A 24,661-nucleotide genomic window follows, 5' to 3' on the forward strand; every position below is an offset into this window, starting at 1 on the left:
CTGTGTCGTGCACCTGGAACCTCCCCTGATCCGGCGTGCCGGTTTCCGCGGGAGGGTCACCTGCCGCCGGCATCCGGTTCGTTCAGCATTTCGGAGGTCCGACGGCATGTCGTTACGCAGGTGTGCGGTCTTCGCGGGACGGCACGTCGGGCGCGGTCCGGGTGGCGAGGTCGTCGACCACGTCGGTCAGACGTCCACGGAGGGCCGCGGCGGCCCGTTGGCGGGTAGCCCCGTCGCCGCCCACGGCGAGCCGCCTCAGCCATGCCTCCACCCGGTGCCGGTCACCCGCCTCGTCCAGCGCCGGTCGGGCGAGCGCGACCAGCCGTTCGGCGAGGGCCGTCGCGGGCAGCAGCCGGCCCGTGGCGGCGTCGACGCCGTGGCCGCCCATCCCGTCGCGGGCGGCCCGCCAGTACGCCAGTCGCATCAGCTCCGGGACCAGCTCCGGCCCCTCGTCGCCCCGGTCGACGGCATCCCCGCAGACGACCACCAGAGCCCGCACCAGGGCCGCGAGCGCCGCGGATTCGGCGGCGTCGACGGGTACGTCGGCCACCCGTACCTCAAGCGTGGGGTGGTTGGTGGAGAGCCGGAGATCCCAGAAGATGGTGCCCTGGTCGACCAGCGCGCCCGCCTCGAGCAGCATGTCCACGTGGTCGTCGTACTGCTGTGCCGACCGCAGGAAGGGCGGCGGGCCGGCCACCGGCCAGCGCCCCCACGTGACGCTGCGCCAACTCGCGTACCCGGTGTCGCGTTCGGGCCAGTAGGGCGAGTTGGCCGTGAGGGCGAGCAACACCGGCAGGTGCTGGCGCAGGTGGTTGCCGATCAGCACCGCCCGGTCCCGGTCGGGCTGCTCCACGTGGACGTGGACGGCGCAGATCGCCAGTTCGTCGTGCAGCCCCCGGTAGGTCGCGGTGCCCCGGTCCTGGCGAGGCCCCTCGGTGAGGGGCGGCGGCACGGCACGGCCCAGCACCGGCGAGCCGCTGGCGATCACCCGTAGACCCGCCGAGAGGGCTGCGGCCTGGACGGCGGCGCGGCCCTCGGTGAGCTGCGCGTCGATGTCCTCGACGCTGCGGCATGGGTCGGTTCGCGTCTCGACCTGAAACTTGGTGATCTCACCACCCACCCGGGCGCCGAGGGCCGGGCGCGTGCGGTCGACGACGACGGCCGCCTCCGGCACGAGCTCACCCCGGTCGACGTCGACGACGAGGAACTCTTCCTCGACGCCGAGCAGGGGAATGGATGATGCCGCACGCTGTCCCGTAGTCATGCCGACGCCGACCTCTCGCTGCCGGTCGTGCGCCGGCGGTGAGCACGTTACGTTACGGGATCGCGTCGGTGGGTCAAGATCCCGGACGCTCTGTTGTGGACAGAACCTCGACGAGCCCGGCCAGCAGCGCCGTCCGTTCGGGCATCCGGTCGAGGCAGACGTACTCGTCGGCGGCGTGCGCTCCGCCGCCCACCGCGCCCAGGCCGTCCAGGGTCGGCACGCCCAACGCGGCGGTGAAGTTGCCGTCGGACGCGCCGGCCGCGTACGCGCCGACGAGGCCCGGAATGCCGAGTTGACGGGCGACCGACTGAGCCAGCCTCAGCAGCGGTCGCGCGAGTTCCTCGGACATCGGGTAACGGTTGATCCCTCCCTGCACGTCCAGCGTCGCCTCCGGCAGGAACGGCACCAGCGCGCGGATGGCGTGATCGACGCGTTCCAGCTCGTCCCTGGTCCAGGCCCGCACGTCGACGGCCAGACTGGCGCGCTCCGGCACCGTGTTCGTCGTGGTGCCGGCGGAGAGCAGGGTCGGTGTGACGGAGGTGCCGCCGCTGTCCATCGCGCCGAGCGCGCCCAGGGTGAGAACCTGGTGGGCGACCTCGACTGTGGCGTTCACTCCGCGCTGTGGTTCGACGCCCGCGTGGGCGGCGCGCCCCTCGACGACGACGCGGTAGACCGACCCGCCCTTCCTGGCCACCTTCACCTGCCCGTCCGGGGTGGCCGCCTCGCAGACGAGAACCGCACCCGAACGCCGGGCCTCACGTTCGATCAGTGGCCGCGACGTGACGGATCCGCTCTCCTCGTCGCAGGTGAGCAGGACGCCGACGGACGAGGTGTCCTCGATCAGTCGCAGCGCCGTGAACATCTGCACGATCCCGGCCTTCATGTCGCAGACGCCAGGTCCGGTCGCCACGTCCCTGCGTACGGTGAAGGGCCTGGATCGGATCGTGCCGACCGGGAAGACCGTGTCGAAGTGGCCCAGGAGCAGCACGCGCTGATCGACGGCCGGCCACAGCAGGTGCGGCAGGCCGTCGACCACGACCCGACAGGCGGGCCGGCCGAGCGCCTCCTCGCCCCAGCGGGCGAGCAGGTCGGCGCAGGACTCGAGATGGGGTAACGAGCCCGGTGCCGACTCGAGCGTGACGAGCGCGCCCAGCCGGTCGACCATGTCAGCTCGGAGCTGCTTCGTCGCGGGGAGCAGCCGGCGTGCGAGGTCCATCGATCCCTCCAGCGTCACAGGTGCCGGGCATGGCCGGGCCTGTCCGTCGACCATCGCAGAGGGACCGGGCTGTCATCACCCGTGTCTGTGCTCAGGCGGCCGGCTGCTCGCTGATCGCGGCCCCGTAACCAACCTCGACGATCCGGCGTGCGGTCTCGGCGTAGGCGTCCCGACCCTCGGGCGCGAAGGTGCCGAGCCCGTCGACGTAGCGGTTGAACATGCAGAACGCGGCGGCGATCAGGACGGTGTCGTGGATCTCCACGTCGGTGGCGCCCTCGGCGCGGGCGTCGGCGACGAGCTCGGTGGTGACCTCTCGCCCACTGATCTGCACCGCACCGGCGATGCGCAGCAGTGCCCGCAGTTTGGCGGAGATCGGGGCGGTGTCCAGGTCCGCGCGTACCTGGTCGACGAGGGTGTAACCCTCGTCGAGTTGCGCCGCGGCGAATGCCGAGTGCGACGCGCAGCAGAAGTTGCAGTCGTTACGCCCGGAGACGTACGCGGCGATCAGTTCCCGCTCACCGGCGGGAAGCGAGTGAGCGGCACGCAGCAGCACCTCGGCCAGTTCGTTGAGGGGCTTCGCCGTCTCCGGACGGTACCGCATCGGTCCGGAGATGCCGGGAAACTGCTTCTCGTCCAACCCGAGATCGATGTGCGCCATGGTCGTCAAACCCTTCGCTCATGGGTCACGGCCGCGCCAAACCGATATCCACAACAGACAGTGGGGTGCGCGGCCGTGCGGCTGTTGCCGCGCAGCCACGATCCCACTCGGTCCACCGCTCGGATCTCTTCATTCGTGCTCTCTTTCCGTCGAGGTCGCGTCAGCGCACCGTGACCACAGAGGGCGCGGCCAGTCGACCTCGCCCACGGGGTGACCGCTTCCCGGCCAACGCGGTCCTCACGGCATCGGGTTGCGCTTGGCGAACTCCCACATGATCGCGCTGGCGTCCGGCCCGGCATGGTCGGTGTACCTGCCGTCGCCGTCGGGGCCCGGCCAGGCGTGCCCCATGTCCTGGACGCGGTACGCCTCGACGATCGACGAGCCGTCCGGCGCGCTGATCGTCGTCCGGGTGTACGCGTGCCGGTCGGCGGCGCCTGGCACGGAGACGGTCTTCGTGGTCGGGTCGAGGCTGCCGTTGGGCAGCCCGTCGTCGACGAGGTCACTCACCGCGGTCCAGTGGGCGACGAGTCGGGTGCCGACCAGGGGCGGCACGACCTCGTCCTGCTCGCCCTGAATGACCAGCAGCGGCACCCGTCGGGCCCGGTCGCCCATCTGTGCCCAGCCCTGACGCGCCGTGTCCAACGGCGGTGTGGCGTCCGGATTGTCCGGGTCGACCTGGTTGAGCCCGTACTCGCCGCCGGCGACCGAGGTCACCGTGGCGAAGACGTCGGGGTAGGTCACGCCGAGGATGACCGCCGTCCCCGCTCCCGACGAGGCGCCGGCCACGTGCACACGCGCCGGATCCGCGTCGTACGTCCGGACCACCTCGCGGGCGACTCCGGCCAACAGCGCGGGTTCGCCGGTATGCCGTTGCTGATGCCGTGGGTCGGCGGAGTTCCAGCAGGCGATGACGTTGCGGGAGATCAGTTGCGTGGGGTAGACGACGATGAAACCCTCCCGGTCGGCCAGGCTGTTGAACTGGGTCGTCGACTTCATCGAGTTCCACCCGTAGCCGGTCATCGCGCAGCCGTGGATGGCCATGACGACCGGAAGCCGGGCCGTCCCGTCGTGCTGGGGCGGAAGGTGGACCTGGTAGCGCTGCGAACCCGCAGCGCCTTCGTAGACGTGGTTCCGGTCGTTCTCGCCCAGCTGCCAGGGCAGTCCGAGCTGGAGTGCGGCGACGCCGAGGCTGACGGCTGCCACCACGATGGCGAGGGTGCCGGAGACGATCCAGAGCCACCGCCGCCGCGAAGGACGGGTGGGCTCCAGGTCGGTATCCGGCGCGGAAGGCGGGGAGGTCACGCCTGTCTCCTTTCTCGGATCTCTGACCGGTGACGTCGGTCGACGGAAAGGTCCCTTACCGCGTGACAATCGCCGTACGTGAGGTTCAGCCGGTCAACGTCGATGCGGGTGTCCTGGACCTGCACCCATCACAGCAGCGTTCGCGCTCACCCGTCAGTGCAACCACGTCACCGATGCCGGTGACGCTGCGTCACTGGTCGCGGCCGGGTTGCCGACGCGCGGCTGCCAGTCATGCGCTTCGGAACGAGTCAGCTGACCGGCCTACCCGAGCAGCGTCGCCGCCGCGGTCAGTGTTGCCAGCGACAGCGTCGTGGTCACCACCACCGCCCGGTTGGCCACCGCCTCGCCGACGCCGTACTCCTGCCCGTAGATGAAGGTGTTCTGCGCCGTCGGCAGGCCCGCGCACACCACCACGGCCAGCAACTGCGGCGCGGACAGGTGCAGGGCCAGCCCGGCCGCGTACGCGATGATCGGCTGTGCGACGAGCTTCAGCGCGGTGATCACGGCCAGCTCGCCCGGCTCGGCCGGCTCGGCCTGCGGCAGCGCCCTGCGGTGCAGCGACGCGCCGAGCGCGACCAGGGCGGCCGGAACCGCGGCCCCCGACAGCAGGGTGAGCGACGCGCCGACCGCCGACGGCAGATGCAGACCGGTGGCCGAGCACGCGACACCGAGCAGCGACGCCAGGATCACCGGGTTGCGGACCGGCAGGGAGGCGATCCGGCCGACCCGTACCCGCCCGGCCGGGTCGCTGTGCCGGTCCAGGGCGACCAGGATCACGGGCGTCACCACCAGCACCTGCAGCAGCACCACCTCCGCCAGGAAGGACACGTCGCCGAGAACCTGCGTGGCGATCGGGATGCCGAGGTTCGCCGAGTTGACGTACCCGGCAGCCATGCCCCAGATCGGCCGTTCGCCGGGCGTGCGACCGAACAGCCAGCTCGCGCCGACCCACCCGAGCCCGATCACCGTGGCAGTGCTTGTCCCGAAGGCGAGCAGCGGGCGGCCGGCCAACCCCGAGAGCGGCATTCGGGACAGGGCGAGGAACAGGGCGGACGGCATCGCAAGGTGGAACACGAATCGGCCGAGCACCGACGCCGCCGCGTCGCCCAGCAGGCCCCAACGACAGGCCGCGTAGCCGACCGCGGTAAGGATCCAGATCGGCACGAACGCCGCTACCAGGCTCATACGGACACGCGCGTCGATCGAGAAGCCACGTGTTCAGCCTCGCACCCAGCCCGGACGGGGCTGTCCCGCACCTCCGCACCCTCGCGGAGCACCGTCACAGGGTGACGTGCCGGCGGGCGGAACGCCGGTGCGAGCGTCAACCCAGTCGATCCAGCTTCTCGCGAGCGCCGGTGTCGGGCCGAGGCGTGAGGACCACGAGGCGCAGGTCGGTGTTCTGAGTGGTCAGGACGTTGGCGTCGAGTGGGATGGCGCCCACGTCCGGGTGCACGGCGGTCTTGTGCGCGCTCTCGTGACTGGCCACCGCGCCCAGGGCCCAGAGGTGGCGGAACCTGTCGTTAGCGGCCATCCGCGAGATCAGCGCGGCCACGTCGGGGTCGTTCGGATAGCGGGCGCTGGTGGCGCGCAGATCGGCTACCAACGACTGCTCGAAGTAGGCGCGCTCGGTGTCGGTCTGCCGCACTCGGGGGTTGCGGGATTCGAACTGGACGATCAGGGCGTTGCGATCGTCGCCGCTGGCGCCCGCCGGGTCGCCGAAGACGGCCGCGAACAGCCGGTTCCAGTGCAGCAGCCGCCACGCGGCGTCGTAGACGGCCGCGGGGGTGTCGCCGAGGTGGTCGATGACGCGGTGCAGGCTGCCGGGGATCAGGTGGGGTATCCGGTCGGGGGCCGCGGCGAAGCCGGCGAGGCGCATCAGGTGCGCCTCCTCGTCGTCGGAGAGTCGCAGCGCGCGGGCCAGCGAGGTGCACACCTGCGCGGATGGTGTGGCGGCCCGGCCCTGCTCGAGGCGTGCCACGTACTCGGGGGAGATGCCGGCCAGTGCGGCCAGCTCGCCGCGTCGTAGCCCGACGACGCGGCGAGGTGATGCGCTCGTGAGGCCGACCACAGCCGGGTCCGTGCGGTCCCGCCAGGCCCGCAGCGCCGCGCCGAGGTCATTCATGAACACCATGATCCGCCATCGGCGCGCCAACAGCTGGGTGGTACCAGCGGTACGCGGAAGATCTGGGCCTTCCACGGTGGTCGTTGCGCCGTCGAGGATGGGGATCATGAGCAAAGTGACCAGGATGCATCACATCGGAGTGCCGGTCAGCGATCTGGCGCGGTCGGTGCGGTGGTACGAGGACGTGCTCGGCATCGCGCCGACCGGCGTGACGATCTCGGCGGCGAACCCGGCCATCGGTGCGGTCGTCGAGGTCGAGAACGCGTCGATGCGGGCATCGTTCGCACTGGCCGGTGACAACGTCCTTCTGGAACTCATCCAGTACGACAGCCCGCAGCCGAGGCCCTTCACCGGGCGCAACTGTGACGTCGGGGTGATGCACCTGTGTTTCGAGGTCGACGACCTCGACGCGGCGCACCGTGCCCTGGTGGAGCGGGGCGTGCACGTCAACGCCGACCCGGTCGTGCTCCAGGACGGGGACGGCGTCGAAGCGGGCCCGCTGGCCGGGACGAAGATCCTCTATCTGCGCGACCCCGACGGCATCCAGTTGGAACTGTTCGAGTTGCGCTCGTAGGAGCACCGTTTCCAGCCCCGGTGACGGTCGACCCGACCGGGACGCTGCCGTGGATACCATCGATCGACCATGCGTCCGCCGACATTCGGAAGGTGATGACAGCTATCAGGTCGGGATTTTTCGTCGCTCGAGAGACGGAGCTGGGCGAGATCGCCTCGATGACGGACCCCGCGGCGCGAGGCCGTGGCGGGGCGATGCTCGTGCTCGGTGACGCGGGGATCGGCAAGTCGACGCTCATCGGTGTGGCCGCTTCACGGCTCGACGGATGGCAGGTGCTACGGGCCGGTGGTATCGAGTTCGAGAGCGAGCTGCCCTACTCGGCCCTGCACCAGATGTGCGCGCCCGTGCTCGACCGCCGCGCTGCGCTCCCCGCGCCGCAGCGAAGCGCGCTCGAGGCGGTGTTCGGGCTGCACGCCGGGGTCACGCCGACCCCGATGCTGGTCGGCGTGGCCGTCCTGGGCCTGCTCAGTGCCGTGGGCCGTCGCCGACCGGTGCTCTGCGTCGTCGACGACGTGCAGTGGACCGACGCCGGCTCGCGGCAGGTGCTGGCCTTCGTCGCGGCACGCGTGGCGGCGGAGCGCGTCGCCATGGTGTTCGCCGCCCGCGATGCCGCCTCGGTGCCGGAACTCGGTCGCCTACCCGCCCTCCCTCTCACCGGGCTCACCGACTCCGAAGCCCTCACCCTGCTGCGACATCGGGCGCCGTTCGGCCACGAGGCGGCGATCCTGCAGCGGATCCTCGCCGAAGCGGCCGGCAATCCTCTCGCCCTGGTGGAGATCGCCCGCGATACCGGGCCGTTCGGACTACCCGCCGACGGCGGCCACGGCGCGGTGGAGCACCGGTTCGCGAAGCGGTTCCTGCGGCTGCCCGCACCCACGCGCTCGGTTCTGACGCTGGCCGCGGCGGAGCCGACGGGCGATCTCGTACTGCTGCGGCGTGCCATGGCGATCCAGGGACTCGACGCCGCGAACCTGGCCGCGGCCGAGGACAGCGGCCTGTTGGTGATCGGGCCCCGGGTGCACTTCCAGCATCCGTTGGCGCGTTCCGCTGTGTACCGGTCGGCCGGTGCCGAGCCGCGACGGCAGGCGCACGCTGCGCTCGCCGCCGGTACGGACGTCGACGTCGATCCCGACCGGCGCGCCTGGCACCGGGCGAACGCGATCACCGGCCCGGACGAGGGGACAGCGGCGGAGCTGGAGCGTTCGGCCGGCCGGGCACAACGCCGCGGCGGATTCGCGGCCGTGGCCGCGTTCCTCGAAACCGGGGCCCGACTGACACCGAGCCGGTCGGAGCAGGCACGCCGCCTGATGGCCGCGGCCCGGGCACGGCTGAGTTCGGGGGCGCCTTCCGCCGCCCGGGAGCTCGTGAACGAGGCCGAGCGTCTCCAGCCAGATTCGGCCGACCACCGCGCCGCGCGACTGCTGCGCGCGACGATCGACTATCACGTGACCCGCAGTATCCCGGCGACGATCGCCCTCATCGACGCTGCCGACGACGTGGGGTCCGATGAGGCCCGCGAGACCTACCTGGAAGCCTTCGCGTCGCTCATGTTCAGCGTCGACGACCCCGGGAGGCTGCGGCGGCTCGCCCTCCAGATCCGGGAACGGGTGCCACATCGGCAGCCGCCACGTCCGGTCGACCTGCTGCTGCACGCCTTGGTCGAGCAGAACCTCCGCCCGGTGGAGGAGGCGATGCCCCTGATGCGCCGCACTGTCGACGCCTTCCGGGAGTACGCCCGCACACCCGACGCGGATCCGTGGTGGATGGAGCGTGCCTGCGCGTTGAGCGTCGACCTCGGTGACAGCGATGCCATGGAGGAGATCGTCGACCGTCAGGTGGAACTCGCCAGGGCGCAGGGCGCCTACGCGATCCTTCCCCACGCGCTGCGTTTCCAGGCGGTCGCCCGGACAATCGTGGGTCGCTTCGCCGACGCGCAGGTCTGCGTCACCGAGGCGCGTGCTGTCGACGAGGCCGCGGGGACGTCGAACCTCGTCGGGTCCGACCTGATGCTTGCCGCATGGAGCGGAGACGCCGACCGGTTCCGGGAGATCCAGGAGAAGCTGCGCGGCTGGGAAGGGGTGAACCCCACAGCGCTGCCCTACGCGAGCGGCGTGCTGTGCAACGGCAGCGGCGACCACGAGGCCGCGCTGAACGCGTTGCTGCTCGTGCGGGACCAGCATCGGCGTGGCGCGTACGCGGTCACCGCATTCCACCACGAGCTGGTCGAGGCCGCAGCGTGCGTCGGACGTCCCGAAGCGGCCGAGGAGTCAGCGGAGTGGATCGGGGCTGTCGCACGGGTCAATCCGAACGCGTGGACGGCGGGCGCGCATCTGTTGGCGTGTGCGCTGCTGGACCCGGGGCTCGGCGCGCAGGACCGCTACCGCGAGGCGATCAGCCGGTTCGCCGGGAGCAGGATGCGAGTCCACTACGCGCGAGCCCGCCTGCTGCACGGGCAGTGGCTGCGACGGGTCGGCCGCCGCGCCGAGGCGCGGGTGGAGCTGCGCGCCGCACACGACCTGCTCTCCACCATCGGCGCGCGCGGGTTCGCCGCCCGCGCCGCCCGCGAACTGGATGCCATCGGCGAGCCGACCCTGGCCGACCACGCCGATCCGCTGGCGGGGCTGACCGCGCGGGAGCTGCTCGTCGCCCGCAAGGTCGCCTCGGGCGCGGGCACCAAGGAGGTCGCCGCGCTGCTGTTCGTCAGCCCGCGAACGATCGACGCCCACCTGCGCAACCTCTACCGCAAGCTGGGCATCACCTCACGCCGGCAGCTGCGCGAACTCCTGCGCTGACGGGTCCGGGTCGATCGGCCGACGAACGGCCCCGCCGGCACGAGACCGGCGGGGCCGTGAGTCGCGTCAGCGGCGGGCCCGCTCACACTCCCGTTCGGCCCGGGTCTTCAGCTCCGTCAACCATGTCTTCAGACCCTCGCCGAGAGCCACGGTGGAGAATTCCGCGTCCTGCTCCACCTGCTCACCGCGCCACGTCTCCTCGGTACGCACGAGAACCCCGCCGTCGACCTCGGTGAACGTCCACACGTGCACGCCCTCGTCGATGCGCAGCCCGGCACCGATCGCCGGGCCGTCCCACCGAAGGCACCTCTGGTGCTGGAGCTGCCGGACGGTGGACGTGACGACGAGGGTCGTGGCGGGGTTCAACGCGGTCTCGGGCACCGGCGTCGTCCATCGGAACGACGCACCGGGACGCAGTGGACCACGATCGAGCCGCTTGCTGGAGAGGACCGGCTTCTGCCATGACGGCCAGCCTTCGACATCGGTCTGGATCCTCCAGACGGTGCGTAGCGGGGCGTCGATCGTCGTCTCCGTCCGGTAGCGGATCTTCGCCGCGGTGTCGACGGTCTTTCCCGCACACCGCACAGCCGCGCGGTCGGAGCCGCCACCGTGCCGGGCCTCGGCCCGAGCCGGTGCACCCGCGGCGCCCATGACGCCGGCAACGACCACCGCCGTCGCGATGGCAACCATACGGTCCTTCATGAGGCGGTCACCGCCTCGGCGGTGCGCTTGAGCCGATCCAGCCACCCGGCGAGGGTCGTGTCGAGGCCCCCTTGGAACTGCGCAGGGTCGGCATCGACGGGCGGGCCGGCGAAGGACTCCTCGGTCGACACCTCCACCCCGTTGCCGGCCGGAGCGAGCGCCCAGACGTGAACACCGAGAACGCCGTCCGGCCCGTCACCGTATCCCCGCCACACGAGGCGTTCCTGCGGTCGTATCTGAACGATCGTCGACTCGATCTCCATGCCCGCCGCGGACCAGCGGAACACGGAGCCCGGCGCCAGCGGACCGGGTGTTTCCACTCGCGCGTACGGGATCTCCGGCAACCAGGCCGTCCATGCGTCAATGTCCGTGAGGATCCGCCAGACGGTGTCCGCCGAGGCGGTCACCGTGACGCTGTGACGGCTGACCACCGGCGCTGACACGTCAATGCCAGCCTCGTCGTCGTCCGTGATGTTCCTCATCATGAAGCCCTTCCGCGGTCACTGACGATCGGTTCGCCGGGCATGAGTGAGCCGCTGGATCCACACCCGGTAGCAGCGATCGTGTCAAGACGGGAAGCCCTCCCACATCGGCAAGAATCACCTAGTTAGCGGTGGGTGCGGGCGCGTGCGCGTCGAGCGACGGTCCGATCGACCTCGTCAAATACCATGAGCTCATGACGGATCCGGCCGCCGGCTCGTCCCGCTCGACCGGCTGGAGTCTGCGAGTCCTCTTCGGACTGATCGGGTTAGCCGCTCTGGTCCTCGGCTACATCGGCTTCGAACGCCTGCTCCGGGCCCGACCGGACGTCGCCCACGATCCGTACGACCTGCTCTACTACGACCTGCAACTCTTCGTCTTCGGCGCCGAACCGTTCCAGGACGCCGGCCCCTACCCGTGGCAGTTGCAGGTCGCCCGGTTCGCCGCCCCGCTGTTCACGCTCCTCGCCGTCGCCGAGGCCAGCCGGCTGCTGCTGGCCGCCGAGAGTCGTCGCCTGCGCGCCCGACGGGCACGTGGTCACGTCCTGGTCTGCGGGGACTCCCAGTTCGCCCGCATGCTCGCCGACCGACTCTTCGCCGACGGCGAACGGGTGGTGGTGGTGCGCTCGGAACCGTTCGGGCCGCTGGAGTACCGGTGGCGCCGGTACCTCGGCGTGGTCGGCGACCCGACCAGCCCCGAGGTGTTGCGCGGCGCCGGCCTGCCCCGAGCCCACACCATCTACGCCTGCAGCGAGGACGACGACCGCAACCACGCGATCGCCAACACCGCCAACCGGCTCATCCAGGACCGACGGCATCCACCGCGGGTCTACGTCCTGGTGCACGATTCGGAGATGTGTCTGTCCCTGCAGGCACGACGACTCGGTGCCGCCGGGTCCAGCCGGCTGCGGCTGGACTACTTCCACGTCGACGACGTCGCCGCGCGCGCGCTGAATCGGCACCATCCGTTGCCCAGCGGGGGAGACCGACCGACCAGGATCCTCATCGCGGGCACCGGCGCGTTCCGTCGGGCTCTCCTGGTGGAGACCGCCCGGCACTGGCGCGCATCCCGGGCCGACACCCCCGGGGGCCACGCCGTGCCACCCCTGCGGGTGGACGTCGTGGCACCCGATGCCGGGACGGAGATCGCTCTGGCGTCGTCGCGGTACCCGTTCCTGGCCACCGCATGCCGGTTGACCGCGTACGACCTGGATCTCGACGGTGTCGTCGGTCTCGGCCGCGAACGCTACGACCGCATCTACGTCTGCGCACCGGACGAGATCAGCGGCCTGCGGTTCGTGCTGGACACGCCCGCCCTGTGGCAGGGCGCCGGAAGTGCCGTTTTCGTGCCGGTCTACCGGCAGGCGGCGCTCGCTGCGGCCTTCCACGGCGACTCCCGTCACGACCTGCTCGACGAGGTGCGCGGCACGCTGCGCCTCTATCCGGTGCTCACCCACGCCTGCGACGCCCGGCTGATCGCCGAGGACCTCACCGAGCGGCTGGCCCGGCTGATCCACGAGCGGTACGTCCAGGCTCAGCAGCGCGCCGGGGTACGACTCGGCGCTGCCCCGGCGATGGTGGACTGGGCCCGACTGCCCGAGTCGCTGCGGCGGGCCAACCGGGCCCACGTGCAGGACATCGCGGCCAAACTGTTGGACCTCGGTTGCGTCGTGGCCCCCCGCCACGGCGGCACCGGGGACGCCTCGGCCGCCGGGCAGGCCATCGACGACCGGATCGAGGAACTCGCTCGCCTGGAGCACGACCGCTGGTGCCGGGAACGGCGCGGGGACGGCTGGACGTACGGCGACCCGCGTGATGACGTCCAGCGGCGGCATCCTGGCCTGCGGCCGTGGGAGGAGCTGCCGTCCGACGTGCGGGAGCAGAATCGTGAGGGGATCCGGGCACTGCCCGATGTGCTGTCCGACAGCGGGTTCGAGTTGATCCGGCTGGCACCCCCGGTGCCGGCGCAGCGCAGAGAGCCGAGGGATGCCGACTGACCTCGGCCCGGTCCGCGTCGGCGTGACCGGGCACATCAACCTGACCCGGGACACCGAGCTGCTCGTCGCCGACGCGCTCCGCGTCGAGTTGGGCCGGATCAGCGACCGACCCGTGCACGGCGTGACGTGCCTGGCGGCCGGCGCGGACCAGGTGTTCGCCCGGACGATCCTCGATCTGGGCGGCACCTACGAGGTGATCCTGCCAGCCCGCGACTACCGGGTCGCGGTGATCAGGCCGGAGAATCGGCTGGCCTTCGACGAGCTGCTCGATCGGGCGGCAGCGGTCGTCCACACCGGTCGCGATCACTCGGACACCGCCGCCTACGTGGTCGCCAACCGGGAGCTGGTCCGACGGGTGCAGCGACTCGTGGCAGTGTGGGACGGCGAACCTGGCCGTCACCCCGCGTCGACGGACCGGACCATCGACTGGGCGCGGCACCACGGCGTCCCGACCACGATCCTCTGGCCCGTCGGCGCCCACCGAACCCCCGTCGAGCGCTGACGGGCCGTTCCCACCAGGGCCGGAGGTGAGGGAAGGCCGCGAAGCTCGCACGCCCGACGAGCGGCAGCGCGCAAGGCGACGGATACTCACGTGATGACTGGACCCGATCTCGACCCTGACCAGTATCCGCCCATCGACCCGCGCGAACCGGGGCCTGACGACCCGGGGGTCCTTCTGCCTGACACACCGGACGAGTTGCCAGCGGCCCCGGTCGAACCGATGCCGGACGACGGCGGAAACGCCGGTGGCGTGCGCGAGCCGGCATAGCTCAGTCCGTGAACGCCGACGGTCGGCGGCCACGGTCGCCGTGCCGGTGTCGGCCGACGGACAGGAGCAGGCCGGCCGCGGCCAGGGCGATTCCGGCGGCGGCGGTGTATGCGGGGAGTTGGGCGGGGATCCCGAGGTGGACGGTGATGCCGAGGATGCGGGACAGGCCCCAGGGCAGCAGCGCGAGCTGGTCGTTCCACACCGTCAGCGCGCGTTCCAGGCCCACGACCGAGACCAGGGCGGACAGCACGCCGAGGGGCACACCCGCAGCGGTGAGGGTCAGCCCGACGGCGCTTCGGCGGCGTAGGTCGTAGCGGTCGCGCAGGACCACGGCGACGGCCACGAACAGCCAGCAGAACGCCGCGAACGCGACGGTGATATACGCCGCGCGCAGACCCGGCGCGGTCCAGAAGGCGAACCAGTAGCCGCCCGGTCCCCGTCCGGCGAGCGCCGCCAGCAGGAGCACGCTGCGCAGCAGTGCGACGCCGCCGACCACGGCCCACAGGTGGAACGGATCCCGCCGGCCGACGACGAGGCGTACGACGAGGGCGAACAGCGCCCACCCGCCGAGGGTGACCAGCAGGTGCGCCGGCGCGGCGAACCAGGTCAGTGCGAGCCGGCTCGCCACCAGCACCAGGGCCGGGACCAGCCACACCAATACCCGGTCCGCCCGCGTCGTGGGCGTCGGCAGCGCGGCGACCCGCCACGGCCGGAGCGCGCCGAGCAGCAGCCCGCGCGCGGCGGCCCCGCCGAACCCGCGCCCGTACAGGCCGAGCAGCACCACCAGCAGGATCGACCCGAGCAGCGCTCGGGCCGCCCAGGCCATCGCGGGGTCCCGGTCGGCACGCTGCGCCCCGAGGTCGGCGGCGGTGAAGTTGTACGCGGGCAGGTCCAGGTCGGCGGCGTAGCGCTGCCGGTGCGCGTCGCGCGCGTCGTGGTACGCCGCTGCGGCCGCCCGCCACTCGTGGCGGGCGGCCGGGGCACCCGTGTCCAGCCACTGCGCGTGCCGCAGGACCATGGTCCGGTATGCGCTCAGCGTCTCGAACAGGTTGACCTGGTAGTCGAGAGTCGCGGTGAAGCGGCCGTGCAGGTCGGCGTCCCGCCAGGTCGCCGGCTCGGTGGCGGCGACCAGATCGCGCATGCGCCGGGCCAGCGCGACGGCCTGCGTGCCCTCCTCGATCGCCTCGTCGACGCGAGCGCCGGTCACCGCGTAGATGCTGTCCAGGGCGGCGGAGTCACCGGTCGGGATGTCCCACTCGAAGATCCACATCATGGGCGGCGGTTCCAGCCCGAGTGCCCGCACCGACCGGTCGGCGTACGGGCCGATGTAGAGGCCCTTGGTGACCGCCTGCCGGGACAGCGCCATGGCCTGCCCGATCGCGGCGACGGTGTCCGGGTCGCCGGAGAACGTGTGGTACGCCCAGTCGGCCGTGACCCGCGCCGGGTCGGCGGACGGGTCCCAGGCGAGTCGGCCGACGGCGTACGTGTTGAGGTCGTAGAGCTGCCAGAACCCGGCGCGCAGGTACAGCGACATGGGTCCGGCGCGCAACGGCCCGCCGTCCTGGGTCCAGTTCCAGACACCCTCGACGTTCGGGTTGGCCGCGAGGAAGGCGCGCAGCGCCTGGCTGTGCAGCGGGCCAAGATCGTTGGGCAGCGACCCGAACGCCTCGAACTCGCGCCGGGCCTGGAACTCCACCATGCGGCGGTGCCGACCGCCCAGCAGTGTGGTGTTCAGCGGTAGGTGGCTGTAGAAGTCGCCGAGGGTGTACTTGGTGGACACGATCAGGTGCGGATCGTCGAGCCCGCCGAGCACCTGCGCGTACGACGCCGGGTTGGTGTGCAGGTCGCCGACGGCGCCGACGCCCACCGTCCAGGTCCGGAAGATGATCTCCTTGCCAGCTGGGCCCGCGGTGTCCAGCAGGGCTCGCAGCATCGCCCGCACCGACGCTTCCGTGGTGACCGCGAGCCGTGACGAGTAGTCCCAGCCGGTCCCGGCGTACACCTCGCCGCCCTCGCCGACGCGGACCATCAGGCCGTCGACGAACGGCATGTTCTCGAACAGCTCGGCCAGGCCGGCCTGGTAGACCGACCACAGCCGAGGGTCGGCCACGTCGAGGCCGCCGACTGTCCGCGTCAGGTAGGCCTCCAGCGGGGGCGACACCGCGAGCATGTCGGTCAGCAGGAAGACCCGCATCCCCATGTCCTCGGCGTACCGGAATACGGGGCCGAAGGCCGCGACCATCGCCCGAGCCCGGTCGACGTGTGGGTCGCCGGGCGGGTAGACGGCGCGCCCGTCGCCGACCTTCGCGAACGTGACGTACTCCAGGAAGCCGGGTACGACGATGCCGTTGAATCCCTGCGCCGCCGAGTGATCGACGAACTGCCGGAACTGCGTGTCGATGCGGGCCACCGCGCCGGCGTCCACCCACGGCGCGCCCGGCAGCACCGCCGACCCGACCACGTCCGTGTTCAGGCTGTAGTCGTCGCCGGTGGCGAAGACGGTCGGGTCGGGCTCGCGTCCGACTGAGCCCGCGTCGGTCAGCCGCAGGCCGAGCCGGGGGCTGACCACCCGACCCGCGTCCGACGCGGGGAGCGCTTCGGCACCGGATCGGATCCGGTCGGCCAGCCGGTACATCCCGGCCGCCACACCCGCGACGTCGCCGCCCTGGACGGTCAGTTCGGCGCCGTGCACGTCGAGCTTGTACGACTCGGGCGTCCCGCCGAGGGCGGCCAGCATGCCCGCCCGCAGCGTCCGCACCGCTGACAGGTCCAGCGCCGTGCCGGTGTTCGGCGCGACCGTCGCGGACCTGGCCGGGCTCGACGTGGCTGACACGAGCGCCGGCCGGGGCAGGCCGCGGAAGCCGACCGCGTCGGCGACGGCAGCTGCGGCCTTGCGGACGCGTGGCTCGTCGGGCACCACGAGGGACGCCAACGGCGGGACCGGTGCGGGCGTTCGTGCCGGTGCGGCGACAGCGTCCTCGTGCGGCACGGCGGCGGGGGAGTGGCTCAGCCCGAGCGTGTCGCCAACTCCCCAGGCCGTGGCCGCGCCGAGCGCCAGCAGGACCACGGCGGCGACGAGCAGGGGGTACGGCCTGCGGACCTGGGCAACATGAGCCACGCTCGCATGCTAGTGGCCGCACCGGGCTCCGTCAGGCCGGCACGGCTGACAGTTATGACATAGACGGGATTACATGTCCGGGGTGAACTCAGGTATGAAGGCCGAAGGCACGTCTCGGTGCTGATTCCTGAGAAGGAGCGACAGATGAAACATGCCCTGCGCCGCCTGCGATCGGCGGCGGTCGTGCTCGCTGCCTGCACACTGGGGCTGAGCCTCCTGTCGGTGCCCGCCGCCGAGGCGTACTCGGTCGCCCCCCTCGCGCCACGATCCGAGCGGGCGCCGGAATCGAACCAGTTCTCGGCAGAGGGTGTGACGACGATCGGTGAACTCCGCACCGTCGACAGCTCTCTGTCCTACGCCCCCAGCGGGGGGACACAGATCATCCAGCACCCCGGTGCCACCTACGTCAAGGTGCACTTCAGCTCACTGCGACTGGCCGACGGCGACTACGTCACCGTGTCGAGCCGCGACGGCAAGGAGAGCTACCGGTACGACCGTCACCTGAGCCGGGCGACCGGTTCGGACTACACCACCGACGGACAGCCGGGTTTCTGGGCGATGTCGGTGGAGGGTGACACCGCCGTCGTGACACTGCACAGCAGCCGCCCCGCACGGGGCAGCGCCGCAACCATCGACCGGTTCTGGCGCGGGTACGACCGCACGGAGATCGCCGCGCACAACTTCTCCACCCAGTCGGTGTGCAGCACCGACGCCCGCCGGGACGTGGTCTGCTACCAGAACAGCCACCCCACCGAGTACGCCCGCGGCGGGGCGGTGGCACGGCTGCTGATCAGCGGCGGTGGCCTGTGCACCACCTGGCGGATCGGCAGCACCAACCGGATGCTGACGAACAAGCACTGCTTCTCGACCCAGGCGGCCGTGAGCGGCAGCGAGATGCAGTTCAACTACCAGTGCGCCACCTGTGGCGGCGCGAACCCCGGTGCCGGCACCAAGGTCAGCGGCGCCACCCTCTACCGGGTGAGCAGCGGCGGCTCCAGCCAGTTGGACTACGCCCTGTTCTCGGTCAACAACTTCGCCGCCATCCAGGGATTCGGCACGCTGTACCTGGCGACGACCGCCACCAGCAACGGCACCCGGATCTACATCCCCGGGCACGGCGACGGCACCGCGAAGCGGCTGTCGATCTACGAGGACACCCAGAACGGCACGACCTGCGCCGTCCGGAACGCGAACTACAACACCTGGAACATCAGCTACAGCTGTGACACCTCCGGCGGCAACTCGGGTTCGCCCGTGCTGAACGCCAGCCACCGCGTGATCGCCCTGCACCACCTGGGCGGTTGCCCGTCCAACCAGGGTGCCAAGGCGCACCTGATCTACAACGAGATCGCCAGCCTGATCGCCAACGGCTGAGACGGAGGGCCGCCGACGCGCGCCCCTGCGCCTCGGCGGCCCGACGGCTCACCACCGGCCCCCGCGCACTCCGGCCCGGCCGCGCGCCAGAGCCCGCCCGTTCGGCGGACCCTGGCGATCGCGGAGAAGCTCAGCGCAGGGTGTCGATGTCGATGACGAACCGGTACCGCACGTCGGAGGTGAGCACCCGCTCGTACGCGTCGTTGACCGCCTCGGCACCGATGACCTCGACCTCGGCAGCGATGCCGCGCTCGGCGCAGAAGTCCAGCATCTCCTGCGTCTCGGCGATGCTGCCGATGCTGGAGCCGGCGAACGACCGTCGATTGCCGAACAACGCGAAGACGGGCACCGGCAGCGGCTCCGGCGGGGCACCCACGCTGACCAGCGTGCCGTCCAGGCGCAGCAGACCGAGGTAGCTGGCCATGTCGATCGGTGCGCTGACCGTGTTGATGATCAGGTCGAAGCTGTTCTTGAGCACCTCGAACGTCGCCGGGTCCTTGGTGGCGTAGTAGTGCTCGGCTCCGAAGCGCAGGCCGTCGTCCTTCTTGCCCAGCGTCTGGGACAGCACCGTCACCTCGGCCCCCATCGCTGCGGCGATCTTGACAGCCAGGTGGCCCAGACCGCCCAGCCCCACCACCGCGACCTTCCTCCCGGGACCGGCATTCCAGTGCGCCAGCGGAGAGTACGTGGTGATGCCCGCGCACAGCATCGGCGCGGCCGCCTCGTACGGGATGGTCTCCGGCACCCGCAGCACGAAGTCCTCGTTCACGACGATGTGGGTCGAGTAGCCGCCCTGGGTCACGGTGCCGTCGCGGTCGACGCCCGCGTACGTCTGGGTGTTGCCCTTGAGGCAGTACTGCTCGTTTCCGGTGCGGCAGTTCTCGCACTCGCGACACGAGTTGACCATGCAGCCGACACCGGCACGGTCGCCCACCGCGTGGCGGGTGACGTCGGCGCCGACCTCGGTGATCCGGCCGACGATTTCGTGGCCGACGGTGAGCGGGTAGGGAACACTGCCCCAGTCGCCGCGCACGGTGTGGATGTCAGAGTGGCAGATGCCGGCGTAGCGGATCTCGATCAGAACATCGTGCGGGCCCAGGTCCCGCCGTTCGATCGTGGTACGCACGAGAGGTTCGGTGGCGGACGGCGCGGCGATGGCGTTGACGGTGAAGATGGTGTCCTCCGGTGACGTGATGTTGACTCCTGGCGGATCGCGCAGACGTACCTTGCCGTCCCTCGGGCCATGGCGAGACGCCGTGGTGGACGCATGAAACGCCGAACGGCGGCCCGCTGAATCAGTCGGGCCGCCGTTCGCAGAGTGTGGATCAGAGCGGGCGGATGTTCTCCGCCTGCGGGCCCTTCTGGCCCTGGGTGATGTCGAACTCCACCTTCTGATTCTCGTCGAGGCTGCGGAAGCCGCTCGCCGAGATCGCGGAGAAGTGGGCGAAGACGTCCGCGCCACCGTCGTCCGGGCTGATGAAGCCGAAGCCCTTGTCGGCGTTGAACCACTTCACGGTACCTGTAGTCATGTCTGCTCCTCGCAGGCTGTTAGAGACCGCACTGTGCGGACCCTTACGCCGCCGCGTTGATCACCCGCGTCGAAACGACACGAAAACGAAAAGCGCCTGGGTGGGTCCAGATGACCCATCAGGCGCTGAAAAACGTCTACGGAAATCAAAACTGCAACGTGAGTACCGTAGCAGATGATCGTGGTCGATCCCGTAGGGGTAGGTGGCGGCCCAGCGAACAATACTCTGCGCCAGACTTCGGCCCCGTTCGATGATGAGCAGGTGACGCGCACCGAGAGCTACATGCTGGCCGGGTTCGTGGCCGGCTTCCCCTGGAGTCCCGCCGAACAGGACTGGACCGCCGACCTGCCTCGCGCCGTCCCCACTGTCAGCGACTGCCTCGCCGATCTCTTCCCGGCGGAGCGGGGCATCGAGCGGTGGCTACAGCCTCTGATCGAGCCGTGGTATCAATCCTTCCAACAGGCAGCTGATGCCGTCAGGCACCGGCCTTCGGGCTCCCGCAGCGCTCATGTGCTCAGCATGAGCGTGACGGCCACGGTGGCCACTGAGCTGGCGGCCATGATGGAGATGTGGATCGGCGACCTTCCGCATCCAATCCGGATGAACCTTGCGCAACCTGCGGCCGCTCCACCCGGCAGGTCTCTCGGATTCGAGGTACTCGGCTTTGACACCGGCCGCTTCCACAGCTGGCTCTGCTACCGGCTGGATACCCAGGCACGCGACAAGCTCGGCATCCGGACGGGGGATGCCGCGCTGCTGACCACCCTCGACGACGCACAACGAGTCGTCGACATGGCCAACACCAACCATGGCACTCATGACGGCACCCCCGAGGACGTCAGCTGGTTTCCCGCACTCATCACCGAGCACTGACGACGGCGGGCCAGGCGGCGTTGAGCGCGGGGTCGCCAAGAGATTTCGAGAATCTTCTTGGTTGACGGCAACCTGCGGACGGTGGATCGCATGTACCCGGATGTAAGCGATGATCGCCACGATCCATAGGGGCCCGGATATGTCTGCACGTCCTCTTCTGCTGCTGCCCGTTGTCGCCGTCCTCCTTGCACAGACGGCCTGTGGCTCCGCGCCGGCATCTGCTCCCAGCCCAACCGCATCGGCGCCGGCGTCGGCTGCTGCGGGCACCGGCGCCCCCAGCGCATCGCCCGCCGCGGCCACCGACTGTCCCTCGGCTGCGACCCTCCAGACGCTGGTCGAGCTGCCGAAGGGCTTGTCTCTCGCGACGGTGAACTGCGTCAAGGACTGGGCGGCGGCCGACCCGCAGGGCCCGACCGCCGGCGACGGCGTCTACCTGTTCCGCTACGCGACCGGTACGGGCTGGAGGTACTACGACCAGGGCAGCGGGTGGGACTGCAAGGATCTCGGCCTCAGCGAGCCGGCTCCGTTCTGCATCTCGGAGCCGGTGACGACGACCAAACCGGCGACCAGCGCGGCCACGAATGCCACCTGCCCATCGGCGAAGACTCTGGAGGCCCTCGTCGAGCTGCCGAAGGGCTGGACGTTCGGCGGTGTCGAGTGCGTCAAGGACTGGGCGGGAGCTGATCCGCAGGGCCCGAAGGCCGGCGACGGCGTCTACCTGTTCCACTTCGTGGCCGGTACGGGCTGGAAGTACTACGGCGAGGGCAGCGGATACGACTGCAAGGACCTCGGCCTCACCGAGCCGGCGCCGTTCTGCATCTCCTGATGGGTCGACCGCGATCGTTGGCTGTGGCGCACACCGGGTTAGGGTGTGCGCCACTGGCAATCGGCCGCATCGACGCCGCCTCAGGGACGCTGGGTACGTGGGGAGACGAGCGCGGCATGGCGCACTCCGTAGACGATCTTTTCTGTGAGTTCGTGCGGACCCGCTCGCCGGCGTTGCTGCGGACGGCGTTCCTGCTGACCGGCGACCGGCACCTCGCCGAGGACCTGGTGCAGGACGCGCTGGCCCGTACGCACCGGGGCCGGCGCCGGCTCAACGATCCCGGTCACTTCGAGGCGTACACCCGCACAGCCATGTACCACCAGCATGTGAGCTGGTGGCGGCGCCGCAAGGTGGCCGAGTCCCTGCCCGGCGAACTGGCCGACGTGGTCCAGCCCGGCAGCGATCATGCTCGCCGTACCGATCTCAAGCTTGCTCTGCACCAGGCCCTCGCCCAACTCACCCAGCGGCAACGGGCCGTGTTGGTGGCGCGGTTCTTCGAGGACCGCAGCGAGGCCGAGACCGCGGATCTGCTGCAATGCTCAGTCGGCACGATCAAGAGCCAGACCAGCAAGGCCCTGGCCCGCATGCGGGAGATAGCGCCTGAGCTGCTGTCGGCCGTGATGGAGGAGGCCTGATGACCGACAACCTCGGGCCCCTGCGTCAGGCCATGTCCGATCTGAGCGAGCACGGCGGCACGGCCGACATGTACGAGCGCACCCTGCGCAGGTCGCGGCAGTCACAACGGCGGGCAGCGCTCAGCACCGGCGCGGCGGCGGCGACGCTGGTGTTCGCCGTCGGCGGCACGGTCGCCTTCGCCACCCGCCACCGGCCCGACCCACCGGCGCCACCCGGATCCACCCGTACCGGTGACGGACCCCGCGATCTGACCTGCCCGTCGACGCAGACGCTCGGGACCCTGGTCGAGCTGCCAACGGGCTGGTCCTTCGGTCCCAGGGCAGTCGACTGTGTCGAGACCTGGGCGGCGGCCGACGTGCAGCGTCCGGACGCCAGCGGCGTCATCTACCTGTTCCATTACACGGCCGGCACGGGCTGGCGATTCCACGACCAGGGCACCGGATGGGACTGCACGGATCTCGGCCTGACCGTGCCGGCGTCGTTCTGCACGTCCTGACCGCCGGTCTGGGAAATTGTCGCGCTGAGGACGGGCGGCCCCGGCCACCTGTGCGCCCGAGTGGTCGGCGGGGTGGCAGCGCGTCGGTGACGGTCCTTGTGCTCGGCGATGGCCGGCAGGTCTCGTAGGCTCTGTCAGTGCAGAGCAGTCGAGGACGGATCATGACGCAGATGTTGGACGCGGCGGAGAACGCCTCACCGGTCGAGGCGGTCGAGGCGGTCACCCGGGAACTCGGTGCGGCGCTGGGGGCGCGCAGCGTGGCATTCCTGATCGCGGACCTCAGCGGTCGGGCGCTGGTCCGGTTGGCCCATGTGCCGCTCGACGGCGCCGGTGACGGCCGCCGGGACGGTGACGAGGTCGCCACCGTGCTGCCGTTCGATGGCGGCCCCGCCGAGCAGGCGTTGCGCAGCCAGACGGCGCAGGTTTTCGCGCAGCCGGACGGATGGACGGTGCTGGCGCCGGTGACCGACCGTGGTGAGGCTATCGGTCTGCTCGAGATGATCCTGCCGGACGAGCCCGCTCCGGCGACTCTGCGGGAGATCGCCCGCACGGCGCACGTGTTGGGGTTCGTGGTGATCGCCAACCGGCGGTACACCGACCTGTTCGAGTGGGGGCAACGCACGACCCCGTTCACCCTGTCCGGCGAGATCCAGCGCCGTCTGCTGCCCGCCTCGTTCACCTGTGAGAGCAGTGCGTTCACCCTGTCCGGCTGGCTGGAGCCCGCCGCCAGCGTCGGCGGGGACACCTTCGATTACAGCCTCGCCCGCGACGTGCTGCATTTCAGCGTCACCGACGCGATGGGCCACGGGGTGGCCAGCGCGCTGACCGCCACCCTGGGCGTGGGCAGCCTGCGCAACAGCCGCCGCCGCGGCGCGGCTGGTCTGGTGGCACAGGCTGACGCCGCGGATGCCGACGTGGCCGAACACGCCGCCGTGCCGGGCAGTTACATCACCGCGATCCTCGGCCGTCTCGACCTGCGTACCGGGGTGTGCGCGCTGCTCAACGCCGGGCACGTGCCGCCGATGCTGGTGCGCGAAGGGGACGTCCGGACGCTGCCGCTACCGGCCAACTTTCCGCTGGGTATGTTCGCCGGGGCCGGTTACCGCGATGGCGAGATCGCGCTGCGACCCGGCGACCGTCTGGTGGTGCTCACCGATGGGATGCGGGAGCGTAACGCCGCCAAACTGGATCTGCCGAACATGCTGCGGTCGATTGCTGACCTGCACCCGCGTGAGGCTGTCCGGGCCCTGGCCGACGCCGCACTGGAGGTCAGCGGGCCGACCCTGGCCGACGATGCCACGCTGTTCATCCTGGACTGGCACGGCGGGCACAGCGAGGAGCGGCGGAGCAGCGCCGGCGCCGACCAGGCGCGTGCCAGCGCCGCGCTAACTGAATGACTACCGGCCCGTCGCGTCATCCGCGGACGGCACGCTCGCTTCAGCGGCCTGCACGCTGTCATACACGTCGATGACCCGATCCACTGATGTGACCGTCAGCACGTTGCGCACGGCGGGCTGCACCGCGGCGAGGCACAACCGGCCGTCGGCCTCCCGCATCGCCTTGAACATCACCACCAGCGCACCCAGTGCGCTGGAATCCAGGAAGCCCACCCCGGCCAGATCCACCACCACCTGCTGTTCGCCGGCGTCGACCAACCGTTGCAGAGCCTCTCGCAACCGCGGAGACGTCGCCATGTCCAGCTCGCCGCGCACCTCGAGCACGGTGCAATCCCGGCCCGGCCGGTCCGACAACAGCAAGTCCACGACACGCTCCCCACGCCGATGATCCCCGCATACTCTATTCTGCCGGCGGGCGAAGCATCGCCGGCCGTCGTACGTCGAGCCGAGATCCTGATCGTTTCAGCTCAGCAAGCTCGGGTAAGGCTGACAACAACCGGTGCGTTCCGCTTCAGCCCGGCGCGGTTGCGTACGGGC

Annotated in this window: 22 protein-coding genes; 10 read left to right on the forward strand and 12 right to left on the reverse strand. The window is 70.8% G+C overall.

Annotation, left to right across the window (positions count from 1 at the left end; translation table 11 throughout):
- Window positions 1–112 precede the first annotated feature (112 nt).
- From ACZ6NZ_RS06410 to ACZ6NZ_RS06435, 6 genes are all read right to left on the reverse strand, one after another.
- Window positions 113–1,264: a carboxylate-amine ligase gene (locus tag ACZ6NZ_RS06410; RefSeq protein ID WP_465856339.1), complete on the reverse strand. Its 1,152-nt coding sequence runs from the start codon at window positions 1,262–1,264 to the stop codon at window positions 113–115.
- A gap of 73 nt (window positions 1,265–1,337) precedes the next feature.
- Window positions 1,338–2,480, reverse strand: a complete 1,143-nt coding sequence (locus tag ACZ6NZ_RS06415; protein WP_465856341.1) for a M20/M25/M40 family metallo-hydrolase — start codon at window positions 2,478–2,480, stop codon at window positions 1,338–1,340.
- Window positions 2,481–2,571: 91 nt separating this feature from the next.
- The gene (locus ACZ6NZ_RS06420) at window positions 2,572–3,138 is read right to left on the reverse strand and encodes a carboxymuconolactone decarboxylase family protein (protein WP_465856343.1); all 567 of its coding nucleotides are present in this window, start codon (window positions 3,136–3,138) and stop codon (window positions 2,572–2,574) included.
- Window positions 3,139–3,375: 237 nt separating this feature from the next.
- Window positions 3,376–4,440: an extracellular catalytic domain type 1 short-chain-length polyhydroxyalkanoate depolymerase gene (locus ACZ6NZ_RS06425; protein ID WP_465856345.1), complete on the reverse strand. Its 1,065-nt coding sequence runs from the start codon at window positions 4,438–4,440 to the stop codon at window positions 3,376–3,378.
- Between the two features lie 261 nt (window positions 4,441–4,701).
- Entirely contained in the window at window positions 4,702–5,625 is a 924-nt protein-coding gene (locus tag ACZ6NZ_RS06430; RefSeq protein ID WP_465856347.1) for an AEC family transporter, read from the reverse strand.
- A 136-nt stretch (window positions 5,626–5,761) separates the two neighbouring features.
- Window positions 5,762–6,562, reverse strand: a complete 801-nt coding sequence (locus ACZ6NZ_RS06435) for a helix-turn-helix transcriptional regulator (RefSeq protein ID WP_465856349.1) — start codon at window positions 6,560–6,562, stop codon at window positions 5,762–5,764.
- A 106-nt stretch (window positions 6,563–6,668) separates the two neighbouring features.
- Here ACZ6NZ_RS06435 and ACZ6NZ_RS06440 point away from each other — a divergent pair, with 106 nt between their 5' ends.
- The gene (locus tag ACZ6NZ_RS06440) at window positions 6,669–7,136 is read left to right on the forward strand and encodes a VOC family protein (protein WP_366608480.1); all 468 of its coding nucleotides are present in this window, start codon (window positions 6,669–6,671) and stop codon (window positions 7,134–7,136) included.
- 95 nt (window positions 7,137–7,231) lie between these two features.
- Window positions 7,232–9,928, forward strand: coding sequence for an AAA family ATPase (locus tag ACZ6NZ_RS06445; RefSeq protein ID WP_465856352.1), 2,697 nt, complete (start codon window positions 7,232–7,234; stop codon window positions 9,926–9,928).
- Between the two features lie 66 nt (window positions 9,929–9,994).
- Here ACZ6NZ_RS06445 and ACZ6NZ_RS06450 read toward each other — a convergent pair whose 3' ends face one another.
- Window positions 9,995–10,630: an SRPBCC family protein gene (locus ACZ6NZ_RS06450; protein WP_465856354.1), complete on the reverse strand. Its 636-nt coding sequence runs from the start codon at window positions 10,628–10,630 to the stop codon at window positions 9,995–9,997.
- Window positions 10,627–11,112: an SRPBCC family protein gene (locus ACZ6NZ_RS06455; RefSeq protein ID WP_465856356.1), complete on the reverse strand. Its 486-nt coding sequence runs from the start codon at window positions 11,110–11,112 to the stop codon at window positions 10,627–10,629. Before ACZ6NZ_RS06455 ends, ACZ6NZ_RS06450 begins: the two co-directional genes overlap by 4 nt.
- 194 nt (window positions 11,113–11,306) lie before the next feature.
- On the opposite strand from ACZ6NZ_RS06455, the gene ACZ6NZ_RS06460 reads away from it, so the two are divergent.
- On the forward strand, window positions 11,307–13,106 hold the full coding sequence (locus ACZ6NZ_RS06460; protein ID WP_465856358.1) for a RyR domain-containing protein: 1,800 nt from the start codon (window positions 11,307–11,309) through the stop codon (window positions 13,104–13,106).
- Window positions 13,096–13,608 carry a hypothetical protein gene (locus tag ACZ6NZ_RS06465; RefSeq protein ID WP_465856360.1) on the forward strand — a complete coding sequence of 171 codons (513 nt, stop codon included), beginning with the start codon at window positions 13,096–13,098 and terminating at the stop codon, window positions 13,606–13,608. The genes ACZ6NZ_RS06460 and ACZ6NZ_RS06465 overlap by 11 nt, the downstream gene beginning before the upstream one ends.
- A gap of 268 nt (window positions 13,609–13,876) precedes the next feature.
- Here the strand turns inward: ACZ6NZ_RS06465 and ACZ6NZ_RS06470 are convergent, their stop codons facing one another.
- Window positions 13,877–16,993: a hypothetical protein gene (locus ACZ6NZ_RS06470; protein ID WP_465856362.1), complete on the reverse strand. Its 3,117-nt coding sequence runs from the start codon at window positions 16,991–16,993 to the stop codon at window positions 13,877–13,879.
- Window positions 16,994–17,137: 144 nt separating this feature from the next.
- Here ACZ6NZ_RS06470 and ACZ6NZ_RS06475 point away from each other — a divergent pair, with 144 nt between their 5' ends.
- Window positions 17,138–18,367 carry a trypsin-like serine peptidase gene (locus tag ACZ6NZ_RS06475; RefSeq protein WP_465856364.1) on the forward strand — a complete coding sequence of 410 codons (1,230 nt, stop codon included), beginning with the start codon at window positions 17,138–17,140 and terminating at the stop codon, window positions 18,365–18,367.
- 130 nt (window positions 18,368–18,497) lie between these two features.
- On the opposite strand, the gene ACZ6NZ_RS06480 is transcribed toward ACZ6NZ_RS06475, so the two are convergent.
- Both ACZ6NZ_RS06480 and cspE read right to left on the reverse strand, forming a co-directional pair.
- Complete coding sequence (locus ACZ6NZ_RS06480; protein WP_465857390.1) at window positions 18,498–19,541, reverse strand: NAD(P)-dependent alcohol dehydrogenase; 1,044 nt, start codon at window positions 19,539–19,541, stop codon at window positions 18,498–18,500.
- Between the two features lie 151 nt (window positions 19,542–19,692).
- A complete protein-coding gene (gene cspE / locus ACZ6NZ_RS06485) occupies window positions 19,693–19,896 on the reverse strand; it encodes a transcription antiterminator/RNA stability regulator CspE (RefSeq protein WP_013283833.1) in 204 nt (67 codons plus the stop codon).
- Between the two features lie 174 nt (window positions 19,897–20,070).
- On the opposite strand from cspE, the gene ACZ6NZ_RS06490 reads away from it, so the two are divergent.
- From ACZ6NZ_RS06490 to ACZ6NZ_RS06510, 5 genes are all read left to right on the forward strand, one after another.
- A complete protein-coding gene (locus tag ACZ6NZ_RS06490) occupies window positions 20,071–20,769 on the forward strand; it encodes a hypothetical protein (protein ID WP_465856366.1) in 699 nt (232 codons plus the stop codon).
- Window positions 20,770–21,121: 352 nt separating this feature from the next.
- Window positions 21,122–21,595, forward strand: a complete 474-nt coding sequence (locus ACZ6NZ_RS06495; RefSeq protein WP_465856368.1) for a hypothetical protein — start codon at window positions 21,122–21,124, stop codon at window positions 21,593–21,595.
- A 116-nt stretch (window positions 21,596–21,711) separates the two neighbouring features.
- A complete protein-coding gene (locus ACZ6NZ_RS06500) occupies window positions 21,712–22,230 on the forward strand; it encodes a SigE family RNA polymerase sigma factor (protein WP_357203387.1) in 519 nt (172 codons plus the stop codon).
- The gene (locus tag ACZ6NZ_RS06505) at window positions 22,230–22,727 is read left to right on the forward strand and encodes a hypothetical protein (protein WP_465856370.1); all 498 of its coding nucleotides are present in this window, start codon (window positions 22,230–22,232) and stop codon (window positions 22,725–22,727) included. Before ACZ6NZ_RS06500 ends, ACZ6NZ_RS06505 begins: the two co-directional genes overlap by 1 nt.
- A 161-nt stretch (window positions 22,728–22,888) precedes the next feature.
- Window positions 22,889–24,124: a PP2C family protein-serine/threonine phosphatase gene (locus tag ACZ6NZ_RS06510; protein ID WP_465856372.1), complete on the forward strand. Its 1,236-nt coding sequence runs from the start codon at window positions 22,889–22,891 to the stop codon at window positions 24,122–24,124.
- Here ACZ6NZ_RS06510 and ACZ6NZ_RS06515 read toward each other — a convergent pair whose 3' ends face one another.
- On the reverse strand, window positions 24,125–24,490 hold the full coding sequence (locus ACZ6NZ_RS06515) for an STAS domain-containing protein (RefSeq protein ID WP_465856374.1): 366 nt from the start codon (window positions 24,488–24,490) through the stop codon (window positions 24,125–24,127).
- Window positions 24,491–24,661 lie beyond the last annotated feature (171 nt).

The organism is Micromonospora sp. NPDC047756 (genome assembly GCF_055587245.1).

What these genes read in the sequence shown, in the direction of transcription:
- ACZ6NZ_RS06460 (WP_465856358.1), top strand. Translation starts at nt 11,307, where the DNA reads ATGACGGATCCGGCCGCCGGCTCGTCCCGCTCGACCGGCTGGAGTCTG.
- ACZ6NZ_RS06430 (WP_465856347.1), bottom strand. Translation starts at nt 5,625, where the DNA reads ATGAGCCTGGTAGCGGCGTTCGTGCCGATCTGGATCCTTACCGCGGTC.
- ACZ6NZ_RS06420 (WP_465856343.1), bottom strand. Translation starts at nt 3,138, where the DNA reads ATGGCGCACATCGATCTCGGGTTGGACGAGAAGCAGTTTCCCGGCATC.
- ACZ6NZ_RS06435 (WP_465856349.1), bottom strand. Translation starts at nt 6,562, where the DNA reads ATGAATGACCTCGGCGCGGCGCTGCGGGCCTGGCGGGACCGCACGGAC.
- ACZ6NZ_RS06415 (WP_465856341.1), bottom strand. Translation starts at nt 2,480, where the DNA reads ATGGACCTCGCACGCCGGCTGCTCCCCGCGACGAAGCAGCTCCGAGCT.
- ACZ6NZ_RS06455 (WP_465856356.1), bottom strand. Translation starts at nt 11,112, where the DNA reads ATGAGGAACATCACGGACGACGACGAGGCTGGCATTGACGTGTCAGCG.
- ACZ6NZ_RS06410 (WP_465856339.1), bottom strand. Translation starts at nt 1,264, where the DNA reads ATGACTACGGGACAGCGTGCGGCATCATCCATTCCCCTGCTCGGCGTC.
- ACZ6NZ_RS06490 (WP_465856366.1), top strand. Translation starts at nt 20,071, where the DNA reads ATGATCGTGGTCGATCCCGTAGGGGTAGGTGGCGGCCCAGCGAACAAT.
- ACZ6NZ_RS06500 (WP_357203387.1), top strand. Translation starts at nt 21,712, where the DNA reads ATGGCGCACTCCGTAGACGATCTTTTCTGTGAGTTCGTGCGGACCCGC.
- ACZ6NZ_RS06450 (WP_465856354.1), bottom strand. Translation starts at nt 10,630, where the DNA reads ATGAAGGACCGTATGGTTGCCATCGCGACGGCGGTGGTCGTTGCCGGC.
- ACZ6NZ_RS06440 (WP_366608480.1), top strand. Translation starts at nt 6,669, where the DNA reads ATGAGCAAAGTGACCAGGATGCATCACATCGGAGTGCCGGTCAGCGAT.
- ACZ6NZ_RS06505 (WP_465856370.1), top strand. Translation starts at nt 22,230, where the DNA reads ATGACCGACAACCTCGGGCCCCTGCGTCAGGCCATGTCCGATCTGAGC.
- cspE (WP_013283833.1), bottom strand. Translation starts at nt 19,896, where the DNA reads ATGACTACAGGTACCGTGAAGTGGTTCAACGCCGACAAGGGCTTCGGC.
- ACZ6NZ_RS06465 (WP_465856360.1), top strand. Translation starts at nt 13,096, where the DNA reads ATGCCGACTGACCTCGGCCCGGTCCGCGTCGGCGTGACCGGGCACATC.
- ACZ6NZ_RS06475 (WP_465856364.1), top strand. Translation starts at nt 17,138, where the DNA reads ATGAAACATGCCCTGCGCCGCCTGCGATCGGCGGCGGTCGTGCTCGCT.
- ACZ6NZ_RS06445 (WP_465856352.1), top strand. Translation starts at nt 7,232, where the DNA reads ATGACAGCTATCAGGTCGGGATTTTTCGTCGCTCGAGAGACGGAGCTG.
- ACZ6NZ_RS06510 (WP_465856372.1), top strand. Translation starts at nt 22,889, where the DNA reads ATGACGCAGATGTTGGACGCGGCGGAGAACGCCTCACCGGTCGAGGCG.